Annotated in this window: 14 protein-coding genes; 6 read left to right on the top strand and 8 right to left on the bottom strand. The window is 44.6% G+C overall.

Translation table 11 applies throughout. The features are described from left to right. Nucleotides 1-774: 774 nt before the first annotated feature. The 3 genes from CWO27_RS15825 to aspA all read right to left on the bottom strand — a co-directional run bounded on the left by CWO27_RS15825 (nt 775) and on the right by aspA (nt 5673). Entirely contained in the window at nt 775-2223 is a 1449-nt protein-coding gene (locus CWO27_RS15825; protein WP_048659196.1) for a YfcC family protein, read from the bottom strand. 510 nt (nt 2224-2733) lie between these two features. Continuing rightward, entirely contained in the window at nt 2734-4041 is a 1308-nt protein-coding gene (locus tag CWO27_RS15820) for an anaerobic C4-dicarboxylate transporter (RefSeq protein WP_048659195.1), read from the bottom strand. Between the two features lie 180 nt (nt 4042-4221). After that, on the bottom strand, nt 4222-5673 hold the full coding sequence (aspA, locus tag CWO27_RS15815) for an aspartate ammonia-lyase (RefSeq protein ID WP_102433322.1): 1452 nt from the start codon (nt 5671-5673) through the stop codon (nt 4222-4224). A 284-nt stretch (nt 5674-5957) separates the two neighbouring features. Between aspA and CWO27_RS15810 the strand changes: the two genes are divergently transcribed. Continuing rightward, entirely contained in the window at nt 5958-6482 is a 525-nt protein-coding gene (locus tag CWO27_RS15810) for an FxsA family protein (RefSeq protein ID WP_017077583.1), read from the top strand. A 145-nt stretch (nt 6483-6627) separates the two neighbouring features. Here CWO27_RS15810 and trmL read toward each other — a convergent pair whose 3' ends face one another. The 4 genes from trmL to CWO27_RS15790 all read right to left on the bottom strand — a co-directional run bounded on the left by trmL (nt 6628) and on the right by CWO27_RS15790 (nt 9947). After that, entirely contained in the window at nt 6628-7107 is a 480-nt protein-coding gene (gene trmL, locus CWO27_RS15805) for a tRNA (uridine(34)/cytosine(34)/5-carboxymethylaminomethyluridine(34)-2'-O)-methyltransferase TrmL (protein ID WP_009844716.1), read from the bottom strand. Nucleotides 7108-7184: 77 nt separating this feature from the next. After that, nucleotides 7185-7802, bottom strand: coding sequence for a superoxide dismutase (locus tag CWO27_RS15800; RefSeq protein WP_102530070.1), 618 nt, complete (start codon nt 7800-7802; stop codon nt 7185-7187). Nucleotides 7803-7878: 76 nt separating this feature from the next. Next, a complete protein-coding gene (cpxA, locus tag CWO27_RS15795; protein WP_102530069.1) occupies nt 7879-9258 on the bottom strand; it encodes an envelope stress sensor histidine kinase CpxA in 1380 nt (459 codons plus the stop codon). Continuing rightward, nucleotides 9258-9947: a response regulator gene (locus tag CWO27_RS15790; RefSeq protein ID WP_048659190.1), complete on the bottom strand. Its 690-nt coding sequence runs from the start codon at nt 9945-9947 to the stop codon at nt 9258-9260. Before CWO27_RS15790 ends, cpxA begins: the two co-directional genes overlap by 1 nt. Before the next feature lie 187 nt (nt 9948-10134). Here CWO27_RS15790 and CWO27_RS15785 point away from each other — a divergent pair, with 187 nt between their 5' ends. The 3 genes from CWO27_RS15785 (at nt 10135) to pfkA (ending at nt 12997) form a co-directional block, all read left to right on the top strand. Beyond that, nucleotides 10135-10644 carry a CpxP family protein gene (locus CWO27_RS15785; RefSeq protein WP_048663014.1) on the top strand — a complete coding sequence of 170 codons (510 nt, stop codon included), beginning with the start codon at nt 10135-10137 and terminating at the stop codon, nt 10642-10644. Nucleotides 10645-10808: 164 nt separating this feature from the next. Then, on the top strand, nt 10809-11717 hold the full coding sequence (fieF, locus tag CWO27_RS15780) for a CDF family cation-efflux transporter FieF (RefSeq protein WP_048659217.1): 909 nt from the start codon (nt 10809-10811) through the stop codon (nt 11715-11717). Nucleotides 11718-12034: 317 nt separating this feature from the next. Beyond that, nucleotides 12035-12997 (top strand): 6-phosphofructokinase, encoded by a 963-nt coding sequence (gene pfkA / locus CWO27_RS15775; RefSeq protein ID WP_017061160.1) that lies wholly within the window; start codon nt 12035-12037, stop codon nt 12995-12997. Nucleotides 12998-13147: 150 nt separating this feature from the next. Here pfkA and tpiA read toward each other — a convergent pair whose 3' ends face one another. After that, nucleotides 13148-13918: a triose-phosphate isomerase gene (gene tpiA / locus CWO27_RS15770; protein ID WP_017061158.1), complete on the bottom strand. Its 771-nt coding sequence runs from the start codon at nt 13916-13918 to the stop codon at nt 13148-13150. Nucleotides 13919-14167: 249 nt separating this feature from the next. Between tpiA and CWO27_RS15765 the strand changes: the two genes are divergently transcribed. Both CWO27_RS15765 and CWO27_RS15760 read left to right on the top strand, forming a co-directional pair. Further along, nucleotides 14168-14515, top strand: coding sequence for a 5-carboxymethyl-2-hydroxymuconate Delta-isomerase (locus CWO27_RS15765; RefSeq protein ID WP_017061157.1), 348 nt, complete (start codon nt 14168-14170; stop codon nt 14513-14515). Nucleotides 14516-14560: 45 nt separating this feature from the next. Further along, nucleotides 14561-14989 carry a DUF805 domain-containing protein gene (locus CWO27_RS15760; RefSeq protein ID WP_048659188.1) on the top strand — a complete coding sequence of 143 codons (429 nt, stop codon included), beginning with the start codon at nt 14561-14563 and terminating at the stop codon, nt 14987-14989. Nucleotides 14990-15025: the final 36 nt, after the last annotated feature.

The following is a 15025-nucleotide window of genomic DNA, read 5'->3' as shown; positions in this document are numbered from 1 at the left end:
AGTAATTATTTATTTTCAGTTGAGAAGAATGAATTATTTATTCATATCTCTTGTCTGGAATTAATATTACGCCTGCTAGTCAGGTATTCTTAGAGATCTATCACAAATCGTTTTTTATCCCTCAGCCCTTTAAAATTAAGGGTTTTAACAAACTTTATGCACTTTTAACTATTGGCTATCCCTTCTAAATAGTTAACTCTTTGGGAACATTATGCATACTTTTTTCACTCGTATTACTAGAGTGGGAATTACAGGGGTTTATATGCAAAATAATTTTATTGATAAGAATGAGCTTAAGGTGGAAGTATGCAATGTTAGTATTTATATATTTAATTTTGAATATGAAATTAATTATTCTTTAACAATTTAAATGCGAATAAAGCTATTGCGGTCACACTTTACAATCGAGTGTTTTAATCCGATTTTCTATGAAAATAGCTAATGTTTGTCCTTTGGTTATTACAGATTAATTTACTTTGAATATAATTAACTCTAATAAGTGACTAAGTATTTATCTAAATATAGTAGCGATGAATATTTGATTTTTAATTAACCTTAGTATCGATATTTAAAGGTTATCTTTGCTTTCTAGCAAGTGTCTCAGCTCGTTTAGGCTTTGCGGCTTTGATAGGTAGATAGATTAATAGAGTGGCTTTAAATGATGCGTGTGCAGCTTGTGAGGGTGTTTCGATGGAAGGGTTTTGTTGGTCATCGATAGTGACAAAAAAAGCCGCTAGAAAGCGGCTTTGAGTGAGAAAGTGAGGTGTGTAGGTTTTAGATAAGCGCACCAATACTCAGAACAATGATGCAGAACACCATCAAGATACCGACTAGTGGCATTACCCATTTAACCCAGCGTACATAAGGGACGCGAGCAATCGCCAAGCCACCCATCACCACCGCGGAGGTTGGCGTAATTAGGTTCACCAAGCCAGATGCTGATTGGTACGCAGTGATAACCAGGTCACGACCTACGCCAGCAAAGTCAGCCAGTGGTGCCATGATTGGCATGGTAAGTACCGCCAAGCCAGAGGTCGATGGAACTAAGAACGACAGTAGAATCTCTAAGAAGAACATCACGTTAATGAAGATAACCGAAGAAAGCCCCGTTACCATTTGTTCTGCAGAGAACAGAATGGTATCGGTGATCATACCGCGGTCCATCACCACTACGATACCACGTGCAATACCTATGATAAGCGCAACACCAAGTAGGTCACGGGCACCATCAATAAAGCTGGTGGTAAACTCTTCTTCGCTCATACGAGCCACAATACCGACGATGATGGTTGCTGCTAAGAACATTGCAGAGATCTCTGCCATCCACCACCCAGCAACGGATACACCGTAAATCATTACCGCGAATGAACCACCAAAAATGGTCAGAATCAGTTTACGAGTTGCGGTGAATTCCAGTTTTTCGCCACTTGCGTTGCCAAGGAAGTGCGCTTTGTTCTCTTCGTATTTGTCGTACACAATGGATTTGCTTGGATCGGCTTGAACCATTCTTGCGTAGCGCATCACGTAGGCGACACAGATACCCCAACCAATAATCAACATCGCAATACGCAACACGATACCGTCGGTAAATGGAATGCCAGAGGCGTTGGCAGCGATCACGGTTGCGAATGGGTTAATGGTTGAACCTAGCACCCCAATCCCTGCGCCAAGTAGTACCGTCGCAGCAGCCACCAGAGGGTCAAAGCGAGCAGCCATCATTACAGGCACCAACAATGTATAGAATGGTAGTGATTCTTCCGCCATGCCGTAGACAGTACCGCCTGCGGCGAACAGTGCCATCAGTATTGGTATCATCAACTCTTCTCGCCCTTCTAATCGGGCGGTAACGCGTTCGATACCGGCATCAATCGCCCCCGTCTTAGTTACTAGTCCTAAGAAGCCACCAATGATTAGGATGAACAGCGAAACGTCGATTGCCGCAGCTTCATAGCTATTGTGGTCGTAGAAGCCGTCAATAGGCGCTAGCAGTACGTCAATCACGCCTTGAGGGTTACCTTCTACCGCTTGATAGGTTCCGGTTACGGGTACTTCTCGGCCTAGCTCTTCATTCATTGCTCGGTCGTATTGGCCTGCTGGAACAATCCAGGTAAGCAGAGCGACGAACGCTATCAGAATAAATAGAATGGTGTAGGCAGAAGGGAATTTAAAGTTGGCAAAGAAGCCGCCCTTTTTTTTCTCGCTTGGTATCGTTTGAGTTGTCATGGCTATCTCCTTACATCATCTTAAATAGAAGTGATGTGAATTAGCGACTAATGATTTATAGATTGTAAATACACGGACACTTATAAAGCACTCAACGATATAAAGTTGCTGACTTTAAATTAAGTTTGTTTTTATATTTACTAATCCAAATGAAGTTAGATTTAATTTAGCTGCGGTTATTTTATTCCTTACGTCAGTATTTAAGTTTGGTGCTGTTCACAAAAATAATCGCTAATGAATGGTCTGAAAAATGGCAGAAAAACGGCAAGGTTTTTTGGTTAGTTAGCTTGGATTAATATTCGCTATGGATTAAAGGAAAGCGAGGGGGGATTGATTTGATAGGTGTTGTTTCTAGTTGGGTTGAATAATCTTGGAATTTTATTCAAACTTTATTTTTAGGCGGTTTTTAAAGTTTATAATGGTTATTTGATGTGTATCAAACAACACGTTGAGTAGAAAATAAAAAAGGAAGCCGAAGCTTCCTTTTAAATGTTCAATCATCAGCGAATATTAGATAAACAGACCGCCGAACGCGAAGCCTAGTGCTACCGCTGTACTGATTGTTACCACACCTGGAATGAAGAATGGGTGGTTGAAAACGTAGTTACCGATACGCGTTGAGCCTGTGTCATCCATCTCAACCGCTGCTAGTAGCGTAGGGTAAGTTGGAAGTACGAACAGCGCACTTACCGCAGCAAAAGAAGCAACGGCTGTTAGTGGTGCTACGCCAATCGCTAGTGCTGCAGGCATCAGTGCAACCGTTGTTGCGCCTTGAGAGTAAAGCAGCATCGAAGCGAAGAACAGAACAAGAGCCAGCATCCATGGGTAGTCAGCCAGTAGAGCGCCTGCTACGTCTTTGATTTCAGCAACGTGTGCGTTTACAAATGTTGAACCTAACCAAGCCACACCAAGTACACATACACATGCCGTCATACCAGAGCGGAATGTTGGCGCTGAAGAAATCTTAGCTGCATCAATCTTAGTGAACAGAACGATAGCCGCAGCTGCTGCCAGCATCACAGACATGATCGCTTCGTTACGACCTAGCGCAGGGTTTTCAATTAGACCAACAGAGCTAGAGATAGCTGCTGCGTAGCACACCACGAAACCAATCGCTGCTAGGAAGATGTACGTTGCTTTCTTCGCTGTTGGCAGAATTTCGCGTTTCTCTTCTGTTGCTAGTTTGATTAGACCTTTCTCTAGACGCTCTTGGTAAACAGGATCGTCTTTCAGCTCGCTACCCATGTAGTTAGCGACAACCGCGCCAACCATACAAGCGATGAAGGTTGTTGGGATACAAACCATCAGTAGCGTTAGATAATCAACACCGAACGGTGCCAGCATTGCCGCGAAAGCCACAACCGCTGCCGAGATTGGCGAAGCCGTGATAGCGATTTGAGAAGCGACAACTGCGATAGACAGTGGACGAGAAGGACGAACGCCTTGGCCTTTCGCTACTTCTGCGATAACAGGAAGTGTTGAGAATGCTGTGTGACCAGTACCCGCCATTAGCGTCATTACAAAGGTCACGATTGGCGCATAAAAGGTGATGCGTTCAGGGTGCTTACGCAAAAAGTTTTCTGCAATTTGCACCAACCAGTCCATACCGCCAGCAACCTGCATTGCAGCAATTGCGGTGATAACAGACATGATGATCAAGATTACGTCGATCGGGATGAAAGATTGGCTTGTTGGAACGCCAAGAATAAGTGAAAGGGCAATAACACCAGCACCACCGGCAAAACCGATACCGATACCGCCAATTCTGGCCCCCAAAAAGATAAAGAGCAGGACGACAAATAGTTCTACTGCAATCATAAGTAACACCTCATTTAGATTTTATTATGTGAACATTCGCCGCTGGAATGTTCACATAATAGTTCTATGGTTTAGGTTCAATTAAGCAAAAGTGCAACATACAGAAATCCACAAAATAAACATGGTTAACCGTATTGGAGCCTAAAAAAGGGCTCCGTTTGGAGCCCTTTCTCGCTAACTTTATTCGTAGCGCTTCGCTTTATACTGAGGATGCATCAAATTTTCAACAGAGAAAATGTCATCAAGCTCTTCTTCGCTCAATAAACCGCGCTCTAGAACCACATCACGCACGCTCTTACCTGTTTCTGCACAGATCTTACCAACAATGTCACCTTCGTGGTGGCCAATGTATGGGTTTAGGTAAGTTACGATACCGATAGAGTTAAATACGTGAGATTCACACACTTCTTTGTTCACAGTAATGCCGTCTACACACTTGTCGCGTAGGTTCACACATGCGTTTGTTAGGATGTCTAAAGACTCAAACATGCTTTGTGCGATAACAGGTTCCATTACGTTCAATTGAAGCTGACCGCCTTCTGCTGCGAAAGAAACCGTGTTGTCATTACCTAGAACTTTAAAGCAAACTTGGTTTACTACTTCAGGTACAACTGGGTTTACTTTAGCAGGCATGATTGAAGAGCCAGCTTGTAGTTCAGGTAGGTTCAGTTCGTTCAGGCCAGTACGTGGGCCAGAAGAAAGTAGACGTAAATCGTTACAGATCTTAGATAGCTTAACGGCTAGACGCTTAAGTGCGCCGTGCGTCATTACGTATGCGCCACAGTCAGACGTTGCTTCGATAAGATCTTCAGCCGCTACACACTCAAGGCCCGTTACTTCTGCTAGGTGTTTCACTGCTAGGCCTTGGTAGCCAGGAGCTGCATTCAGACCAGTACCGATAGCTGTTGCGCCTAGGTTAACTTCAAGCAGTAGCTTTGAGGTGTATTCTAGGTTTTTGATTTCTTCATTGATGGTTACAGCCCAAGCGTGAAACTCTTGGCCAACCGTCATTGGAACTGCATCTTGAAGTTGAGTACGACCCATCTTCAAAATGGTGTTGAATTCTTGGCTCTTAAGCTCGAATGCACCTTTTAGGTATTCAATCGCGTCGATCAGTTTTAGTACGCTGTTGTAAACAGAGATACGGAAGCCAGTTGGGTAAGCACAGTTTGTAGATTGGCTACGGTTTACATGGTCGTTCGGGTTGATGAACTCGTATTGGCCTTTTTCTTTGCCCATAAGCTCAAGTGCCACGTTCGCAACCACTTCGTTCGCGTTCATGTTTACAGAAGTACCAGCACCACCTTGGAAAACGTCTGATGGGAACTGATCCATGCACTTACCCGTGTCTAGAATTAGGTCACAAGCTTGGATGATGTATTTAGCCACTTCGCTAGGAATTACACCTAACTCTTTGTTTGCTAAAGCCGCAGCTTTCTTTGTCATCACCATACCGCGAACGAATTCAGGTACATCTGAGATCGTTACATTTGAGATGTTGAAGTTTTCAACTGCGCGTAGAGTGTGGATGCCGTAGTAAGCATCAGCCGGAACATGACGTTGACCTAAAAGATCTTCTTCGAGACGAGTAGCTTGAGGAGCATCAACTTGTGCTTCTGATAGAGTAGCCATAACAGGATCCTTAGAGAATTATTCTGATTATATAGTTAGTTATTAGCCTATTCTGTGTGCAAATACTCCGTTCGCTAGAATATTGGGCTGATAAATCCGTCCTGACTTATGTGGCACATGATACTGTACTTAGCGCATAAAAATATTAAGTTGATCACCTTTTTCGGTTTTGTTTCGTCAATATTTTGCAAAGTTATTCTCGGTCAATAAACACGCTTATTTACAGGATAAATTTGAGATTGATAGGGCTTTCAGCGTAAACTGAATGCAACAAAGGAGGGCGTGTGTTTCCTATCTTATTATTACTATTTATCTTCGTACCCATCATTGAGATTGGGCTATTTATTCAAGTTGGTGGCTTCTTAGGATTGTGGCCAACTATTGCGTTAGTGTTGATTACTGCATTTGTTGGTGCCTCACTGGTTCGTAGCCAAGGCATTCAGACACTAATGTCTGTACAAGGCCGTTTGCAACAAGGCGAAATGCCAGCACAGCAGATTCTTGAAGGCGTGATGCTTGCGGTTGCAGGTGTATTGCTGCTGACTCCGGGTTTTATGACGGACGCACTTGGTATGTTGGTATTGCTGCCAGCACCAAGAGCGATGATTGCTAAGAAAATGATGGAAAAAATGGTGGTTAGCAATATGTCTGGCGGTTTCCATGCGGGTGGACAGGCTGGTTTTGGTCAGAGTCCATTTGGACAAGACCCATTCAATCGCGATCCCTCTGACCAATCAAAAGATGGCAACACCTTTGAGGGTGAGTTTGAGAAGAAAGACGACGACAACGATCGTAACCGCTTGAACTAATCCGTTTTCCCTCTTCTTTATATAGAGGGAAAAACAGAAAAGGCTCTTACCATTATCCTTCGCAAGCAAGTGATAATGGTAAGAGCCTTTTTTATTGCGTGTTAGCGATCATTGGTAGCAGATAACCGCCCTAGTAAGCGATCGGTTATACCGCGCCTTCAAACCCCATTTGTCGCCACGCTTCAAAAGCAATAATCGCAACCGCGTTAGACAGGTTTAGGCTGCGTGCGTCTGGCATCATTGGAATGCGAATGCGTTGTTCCATTGGCATGCTTTCGATGAACTCAGCAGGCAGGCCGCGTGTCTCTGGGCCAAACATCAACACATCACCTTGTTGGAATTTTGCATCCACGTGGTGACCTGTGGTTTTCGTTGTGCAAGCAAAAATACGGAAGTCACCTTCGCGTTCATTTTCTAGATACTCAAGGAAGGCTTCTAGGTTCTTGTGACGCTTCACTCGCGCAAGGTCGTGGTAATCCAAGCCAGCACGACGAACTTTCTTCTCTTCAAAATCAAAGCCAAGCGGTTCAATCAGGTGCAGGTTTGCGCCGCAGTTAGCACATAGGCGGATGATGTTACCCGTATTGGGCGCAATTTCTGGTTCGTATAGAGCGATATCAAACATGTTGTTTCACAAGAATAATCAAAGATAGCCCGAGTATACGGTGGCAAGCTGAGTGAGTACAGTTCACCACCATTCGCTTACGCTTTATTCGTAAGTGCTTGTGCGTAGTTTTCAGATACGGCATTCCAATTCACCACATTCCACCATGCGTTGATGTAATCAGGGCGACGGTTTTGGTAGCTGATGTAGTAAGCGTGTTCCCAAACATCCAGCGCAAGAATTGGCTCACCATTGCTGGCGATGGTATCCATCCACGGGTTGTCTTGGTTTGAGGTTGAGATGATTTTCAGTTGTCCTTGTTCTACCACCAACCACGCAAAGCCTGAGCCGAAGGTATTGATTGCTGCTTGAGCGAACTGATCTTGGAACGTCTTGAAATCTCCGAATGTGCTCTTGATAGCATCACCAAGTTCGCCTGTCGGTTCTCCACCGCCGTCTTGCGACATACAATTCCAATACAAGATATGGTTGTAGTAGCCGCCACCATTGTTACGCACGGCAGGGCTGTGCTGCGAGATGTTAGCGAAGATTTCGGTCAGAGATTGCTGTTCTAGTTCGCTGCCAGACACCGCCGCAACAAACTTATCGTAGTAGGTTCTATGGTGCTTGCTGTAATGCACTTCCATCGTTTTAGCATCAATGTAAGGTTCTAGGGCATCGTAAGCGTAGGGCAGTTCAGGGAAAGTGTGCGACATGGTAAATCCTCCATAATTAGAGGATTTACCATAGTGATAATAACAATCATTATCAACTGCGATCTTTGTGGGGGTATTACACCGGTAAGATAGGTAGGGTGATTTCGAGTTGTAATCCACCTAACTGGCTTCGGCTTGCCGTGATGGTGCCGCTGTGTTGGCGAATCGCACTCTCAGTAATGGTTAACCCAAGCCCAGTACCTCCGGTATTACGATCACGGGCAGTTGAGACACGGTAGAAAGGCCTGAAGATAGAATCTAATTCATCCTCCGGTACACCATCACCATTATCATTGACGCAAATTGTTAGCTGATCTTGCACCACGTGGAACTGCACATCGACTTGGTCTTTGCCGTAGTAGATGGCATTACGCGTAATATTGTCTAGCGCACTCATCAGCAGCTTAGGGTTACCCGAAATAGAACGCTCGGGGATCTCCGAGAACGTCAGCTGTTTACCCATCTGCTCGGCTTCAAACTGTGCGTCTTTCAAGATCTCTTCCCACAGGCTCGAGATAGGTTGAACCTCACGAGTAATGTGGCTGTCGACCTGCATACGAGATAGCGTCAGTAGCTCACTGATCATCTGTTCCAAACGTTGTGCTTCGGTGTCAATGCGTTCTAACTCTTGGCTCTCGCCTTGTTTACGAATCGCTAGTGCATTGGCCATACGAAGACGTGTCAGTGGGGAGCGGAGCTCGTGTGAAATATCAGAGAGCAGTCGCTGTTGCCCCGAAATCATTTGGTTCACCGCTTCTACCATCTGGTTAAAGCTTTCACCTGCTTGTCTAAACTCTGAAGTGCCTTTTTCAAGTGTTGGATCGACTTCAAATTGACCTTTCGCTACGCGCTGGGCTGCGCGTTCGAGCCTGCGAGCAGGTTGGCTCAATGCCCAAGCTAACCATAATAATAGCGGGGTACTGGCTAACATCACGGCAAGCAAAAGCTGCAGAGGTTTATCAAACAGGCGTAACAAGAATGGCGGTGGTTGATTCCATTTCACTCCGGCGTACATCAACAGTTCTTCACCTGCGAGTTTGATCGGTACTGGACCTGCGACCATGTAGTGCCCGTATAGCTTCTGCTTCGGCACTTCAGGGTTCTCAATTGAGGTCACAAAGTTTCGAATTGCCTTCAACTTGTAGTCTGAATGTCTCTTAGAGGTAAGGACTGCTCCTTCAAGGTCGGTTAAGTAGATGCGGGCGCGAGAATCCTTGCGGCTACGTGGTGCCTCAAGTTGGAACACAATTTTGCCCAGATTCGGTTCTTTGGCGTAGCGTTTCTCTGTGAATTTAGCGATACGCTCTAACTTATTGAGATGATCCGCGGGCACATCACGTGCTACACGTGGATCTAAATGGGGAAGTGACAGCACCGACAAAAGCACCAGTAACATGGTGAACCAAAAGATAGCAAAGATACGTCCATATAAGCTGGTGATTTTAGGGATACGCATTAATCTTCCTCTACCAATAAGTAACCACGGCCTCGTAAGGTTTTGATGCGAGATTTGCCGTCGCTACGCTCAGGAATCTTTTTACGCAGATTGGAGATGTGCATATCAATTGCGCGGTCAAACGCCGCAAGCCTTTTACCTAACACATCTAGGCTCAATGCTTCTTTGGTGATCACTTGCCCTGGATTTTGGATAAGGTGACTCAGTAGTGCGAACTCGGTTGTGGTGAGGTCGATGAGCTGACCATTGCAGTAGGCTTCTTGTTTACCAGGGAAGACTTCGATGTCTTGATATTGAACCTTGTCACTGACCGCTTTAGGTGCAGTGGTGGTTTGAGTCCGACGCAAAATGGCACGAATACGCGCTAACAACTCTCTGTCACTGAAAGGCTTAGGTAGATAATCGTCTGCGCCAAGTTCAAGGCCAATTACACGGTCGATCTCTTCGCCTTTTGCGGTCAGCATCAGCACGGGCGTTTCCCAATTTTCTCTCAGTTTCTTTAGTGTCTCCATGCCATTAAGACGCGGCATCATCACATCCAAAAGAATCAGGTCAATCTCATCATTGATAGCTTCAAGTCCCGCATAGCCATCATTGGCTTCGGAAACAGTGAAGCCCTCAAAGCTCAGAATGTCTTTGAGTAAGCTGGTTAACTCGGTGTCGTCATCAATAAGAAGAATGTTCGCCATTGGGAAGCCTTAATCGGTTATCTGCTATTTACAGGTTAATAATACTGCTAATTATTCGTCAACTTTCACTCTTTACGATTCTTTACGCTTTCTAAACGTCACTTTACGAGGGAAAGACTAATCTATATTCAAGCGCTGAGAAACAGACGCAACACATGACTTATTATACCGAATTGAGGCAACAATTATGAAAATGACTAAGAAACTTGTACTAGCAGCTGCGGCACTTCCACTTATTTTTGGTACAGCAAGCGCATATGCTTACGGTGGTGGTGATAAAGGCGACCACAAAGGCATGCACGGTAAATGTGGCGGCTTCGATAAGAAAGTGATGCGTCAGCTAGACCTGACTGATGCTCAAAAAGCAGAACTAAAAGAGATGCGTGAAGCGAACCGCGCTGAGATGAAAGCAAAACACTCAGGCAATAAAGCTGACAAGATGGCGAAAATGAAAGCGCATCAAGAGAAAGTTCAAGCATTGGTACTGGCTGACAACTTCGATGAAGCAGCAGCAAACGACCTAGCAAGCCAAATGGTTGAGAAGCAAACTGAGCGTCGCGTAGCAATGCTTAAGAAACAACATCAAATGATGAGCGTACTAACACCTGAGCAAAAGACTCAACTGAAAGAAATCCAACAAGAGCGCATGACTAAGTGTGCTGACAAAATGGAAAAACGCATGAACAAAGACAAGTAATTCATTGCTTGAGAAATCAGCGTTGCATGAAAGTGTTTAGAAAGAAGCGGCCGTGTGCCGCTTTTTTTGATCCTTAAAAATGAATGTTTTACATCATGGCTGTCATATTCAATTGGTTGTTTGCGGGTTATACTTTGTGCTATCAGTCACTTTATAGCCAAGTTATGAAACAAGAATACGCACGTTTAGTTACGCTCGCCGCTTGGGCAGCCACAACCATCGCCACTATTTTATTGATAGTGAAAGTCGCAGCGTGGTGGGTGACAGGTTCTGTGAGTCTGTTGGCTTCCGTCGTGGACTCCATGCTTGATATCGCAGCCTCTGTCGTTAACCTTATCGTGGTTCGCTACTCTCTGCAGCCTGCCGACAAAGAGCACACCTTTGGTCATGGTAAGGCCGAATCCCTTGCTGCATTAGCGCAAGCGATGTTTATTTCAGGCTCAGCATGTTTCCTTATTCTCAATGGTATTGAGCGATTCTTCCGACCTCATGAACTGAACTCTCCAGAAATTGGTATCTACGTCAGCCTGTTCGCGATAGTGATGACCTTTGGTCTGGTTCGCTTCCAAAAACATGTGGTCAACAAAACGGGTAGCCAAGCTATTGCAGCCGATTCATTGCACTATCAATCAGACCTTTATATGAACGCCGCAATTATGCTGGCACTGGCATTGAGTTGGTTTGGACTTGGCCAAGCGGACTCTGTATTTGCGGTGGGTATTGGTATCTACATTCTGTACAGCGCTTATCAAATGGCGATGGAAGCGGTTCAATCTCTGCTTGATCATAAGCTACCTGATGAAGAACTAAAGCAGATAAAAGAGACATCATTGAGCGTGGAAGGCGTGTTAGGTGTGCATCAATTACGAACGCGTCGTTCGGGGCCAATTCGCTTCATTCAACTGCATCTAGAATTAGAAGATAATATCCCACTTATTGAAGCGCATCGCATTTCAGACGAAGTAGAGGCTAAGCTTATCTCGGTGTTCCCTGATGCTGATGTATTAATTCACCAAGACCCGTATTCGGTCGTATTTGGACCAGAGAAGCAGCAGAAATTCCACTCGTGGTAATGCGTGCTAAAAATTAGCTGGCAAATGGTAAGTGGGTGGCTTTTGAACTAAAGTGAGTAAAAATTACTAACTCTTTGGTGATTCAAAAACCACCTTAGTAACAATTAATGTTGATTCTGATGTGAATCAACAAAGTTACTGAGTAAAACTGTAATACTCTTACAGAAGTAGAAATGTTACATAAATTTACGCGATTTAAGTGCTATTCCCTTTGAGGAAATGTAACATAAAGCACAAATACAGATTTAAAATCTTGTTGATATACAATCAGCAAGTAAAAGAATTGAATAATAGATTCCCAAAAATCGAGGGTGAGCATGATTAAGAAGATCGGTGTTTTGACCAGTGGTGGTGACGCTCCAGGTATGAACGCAGCAGTTCGCGGCGTTGTTCGTACTGCGTTATCAGTTGGCATTGAAGTTTACGGCATTTACGACGGCTACCAAGGCCTTGTTGAAGACCGTATCGAAAAGCTTGACCGTTCAAGCGTATCTGACGTGATCAACCGTGGTGGTACTTTCTTAGGTTCTGCACGTTTCCCTGAGTTCAAAGACGTTGCTGTTCGTGAGAAAGGCATTGAGAACCTTAAGAAGCACGGCATCGAAGCACTTGTTGTTATCGGTGGTGACGGTTCTTACATGGGTGCTAAGAAACTGACTGAAATGGGTTACCCATGTATCGGTCTTCCAGGCACAATCGACAACGATATCGCGGGTACTGACTACACAATCGGCTACCTAACAGCGCTTAACACTGTTATTGATTCAATTGACCGTCTACGTGACACGTCTTCTTCTCACCAACGTATTTCTATTGTTGAAATCATGGGCCGTCACTGTGGTGACCTTACGCTTATGTCAGCAATCGCGGGTGGTTGTGAGTACATCATTACTCCAGAGACTGGCCTAGATAAAGAACAGCTTATCAGCAACATCCAAGATGGTATTGCTAAAGGTAAGAAGCACGCAATCATCGCTCTAACTGAGCTAATGATGGATGCGAACGAACTGGCTAAAGAGATCGAATCTTCAACTGGTCGTGAAACTCGTGCAACGGTTCTTGGTCACATCCAACGTGGTGGTCGTCCTACTGCATTTGACCGTGTACTGGCTTCTCGCATGGGTAACTACGCTGTTCACCTTCTTCAAGAAGGTCACGGTGGTCGTTGTGTTGGTATCGAGAAAGAAGAACTTGTTCACCACGACATCATCGACTGTATCGAGAACATGCAGAACCCAGACCGTTCTGAGCTGTTCCGCGTTGCAGAAGAGTTGTTCTAAGCCACGCCTAGCGTTCGCTTAAAGAATTTAAAAACCGCTGATTGTTCAGCGGTTTTTTTGTGCCTGCCGTTTGAGGTTTCTGGAATGACAGGCAACAAAAAAGGCCAACCTAAGTTGACCTTTCATCTAATCTAAACGGTGACGTTTAAATTAAGCTTTTGCTTCAGCTGCTGCTTTAGCGATAGCTGCGAAGCTTTTCGCGTCTAGCGCTGCGCCGCCAACTAGAGCACCGTCGATGTCTGGTTGTGCGAAGTAAGCTGCTGCGTTTTCTGGCTTAACAGAACCGCCGTATTGGATAACAACTTTCTTAGCAACTTCTTCAGATTTCTCTGCGATGTGTGCACGGATTTGAGCGTGGATGCGTTGTGCATCTTCAGCTGTAGCTGCTTTACCAGTACCGATAGCCCAGATTGGTTCGTAAGCGATGATAGCGCCTTCAAGAGCTTCAACACCTTGAGTGTTGATAACAGCGTCAAGTTGACGAGCACATACAGCAACAGTTTCGCCTGCTTCGTTTTGTGCTTCAGATTCACCGATACAAAGAACTGGAGTTAGGCCGTTCTCTTTTAGGAATGCGAATTTCTTAGCTACGAACTCATCTGATTCGTTGTGGTATTCACGACGCTCAGAGTGACCGATGATGATGTGAGATGCGCCGAACTCTTTAAGCATTGCTGGAGACATGTCGCCAGTGAATGCACCGCTGTTGTTTAGGTCAGAGTTTTGAGCACCTAGGATGATCGCGCTGCCAGCTTCAGTAAGCGTACGCTCAGCAAGATCAACGAAAAGTGCTGGTGGAGCAACTGCTACGTCTACGCCTGTTACGCCTTCAAGTTCAGCGTTAAGACCGTTTAGTAGATCAACAACCATTTCTTTGCTGCCGTTTAGTTTCCAGTTACCCATAACTACAGGATGACGCATAGGAATATCTCCAAAGTATTTAAATAAATCGAATGTAAAAAAGTAAACTTTATTACGAAATAATATAACAGATTAATATCAACAGATCATGACTGTGGTCATGACTTTCTTGGATCTTACTCAATGGTCAGAGTAGATTTTGAGCATATATCAGTGATCCGGCAGACAGAATAATAGCTAACTTCTCGGATTTTTCATCGTTAGTTGTTATTAAGGGACAAACGATTGCGTTAACAACAGGAAGTAACAATGCCGAATCTAGTTCTAGAGTACTCCAATTCAGTGGATGAGCGAGTGAATATCCAAGGCTTACTGGAAGATCTCCACCAAGTCGCTCTCACATGTGGCTTGTTTGATGTGCCATCAGTGAAGTCTCGTTCACTGCGTTGCCATAATTGGTTGGTCGGTGATGAGGAAGATAGTGTAGACTTTATTCATATCAGCTTTGAGTTACTTTCGGGACGAACGGAAGAGCAAAAGCGAGAATTGTCACGATCGTTAATGCAGATCCTGCAAGAGCAAGCGAGTCATGTAAGAAGCTTAACGGTGAACATTCGTGATATGGATAAAAGTTGCTTTCAAAAAGTAATAAACTAACCATTGCTGCTGACTTTTAGCGGCGTATAAATTTGAGTATTTAAGATGTCGATGAAAGATTTACTGCTCTCTTTCAAGGGGAGAATTGGTCGTAAGACTTACTGGATTTGGAATATTTTCTACTACATAGCGATTACTGGTTTTGCTTCTGGTATCTCTGTGTTGTTCCCTGCTTATTCGTATATCCTGCTACCAATCTTCCTATTGATGCTTGTGATCCCAGATCTTGCGGTCACCGCTAAGCGCTGGCACGACCGCAATAAGTCGAATTACTGGCTATTGCTAAATGTGCCGCTAGTACTGGGTCGTTTAGCTTCGCCAATGGCTGCGACTACGACAGAGCCGGTATCGCCAATTCATATGGCGGCAACCGTCGCGGCATTAGTGTGTGGCTTATGGATTCTGATTGAGTGTGGCTTGTTGAAGGGCACTGAAGGCCGTAATGACTACGGCGAAGACCCATGTAAATATTGATAGATAAGAAGGGAGCATTAGGCTCCCTTTTTTCTT

Source organism: Vibrio sp. 10N.286.51.C3 (assembly GCF_003050065.1).
GTDB classification, from domain to species: domain Bacteria; phylum Pseudomonadota; class Gammaproteobacteria; order Enterobacterales; family Vibrionaceae; genus Vibrio; species Vibrio crassostreae.
The sequence above is the reverse complement of the archived record's forward strand: the minus strand, read 5'-3'. Positions and strand labels throughout refer to the sequence as shown.

Coding starts and splice junctions, on each gene's coding strand:
- CWO27_RS15800 (WP_102530070.1), bottom strand. CDS start 7,802: ATGTCGCACACTTTCCCTGAACTGCCCTACGCTTACGATGCCCTAGAA.
- trmL (WP_009844716.1), bottom strand. CDS start 7,107: ATGTTTGATATCGCTCTATACGAACCAGAAATTGCGCCCAATACGGGT.
- CWO27_RS15785 (WP_048663014.1), top strand. CDS start 10,135: ATGAAAATGACTAAGAAACTTGTACTAGCAGCTGCGGCACTTCCACTT.
- pfkA (WP_017061160.1), top strand. CDS start 12,035: ATGATTAAGAAGATCGGTGTTTTGACCAGTGGTGGTGACGCTCCAGGT.
- CWO27_RS15825 (WP_048659196.1), bottom strand. CDS start 2,223: ATGACAACTCAAACGATACCAAGCGAGAAAAAAAAGGGCGGCTTCTTT.
- tpiA (WP_017061158.1), bottom strand. CDS start 13,918: ATGCGTCATCCTGTAGTTATGGGTAACTGGAAACTAAACGGCAGCAAA.
- CWO27_RS15790 (WP_048659190.1), bottom strand. CDS start 9,947: ATGGCGAACATTCTTCTTATTGATGACGACACCGAGTTAACCAGCTTA.
- fieF (WP_048659217.1), top strand. CDS start 10,809: ATGAAACAAGAATACGCACGTTTAGTTACGCTCGCCGCTTGGGCAGCC.
- cpxA (WP_102530069.1), bottom strand. CDS start 9,258: ATGCGTATCCCTAAAATCACCAGCTTATATGGACGTATCTTTGCTATC.
- aspA (WP_102433322.1), bottom strand. CDS start 5,673: ATGGCTACTCTATCAGAAGCACAAGTTGATGCTCCTCAAGCTACTCGT.
- CWO27_RS15765 (WP_017061157.1), top strand. CDS start 14,168: ATGCCGAATCTAGTTCTAGAGTACTCCAATTCAGTGGATGAGCGAGTG.
- CWO27_RS15820 (WP_048659195.1), bottom strand. CDS start 4,041: ATGATTGCAGTAGAACTATTTGTCGTCCTGCTCTTTATCTTTTTGGGG.
- CWO27_RS15760 (WP_048659188.1), top strand. CDS start 14,561: ATGTCGATGAAAGATTTACTGCTCTCTTTCAAGGGGAGAATTGGTCGT.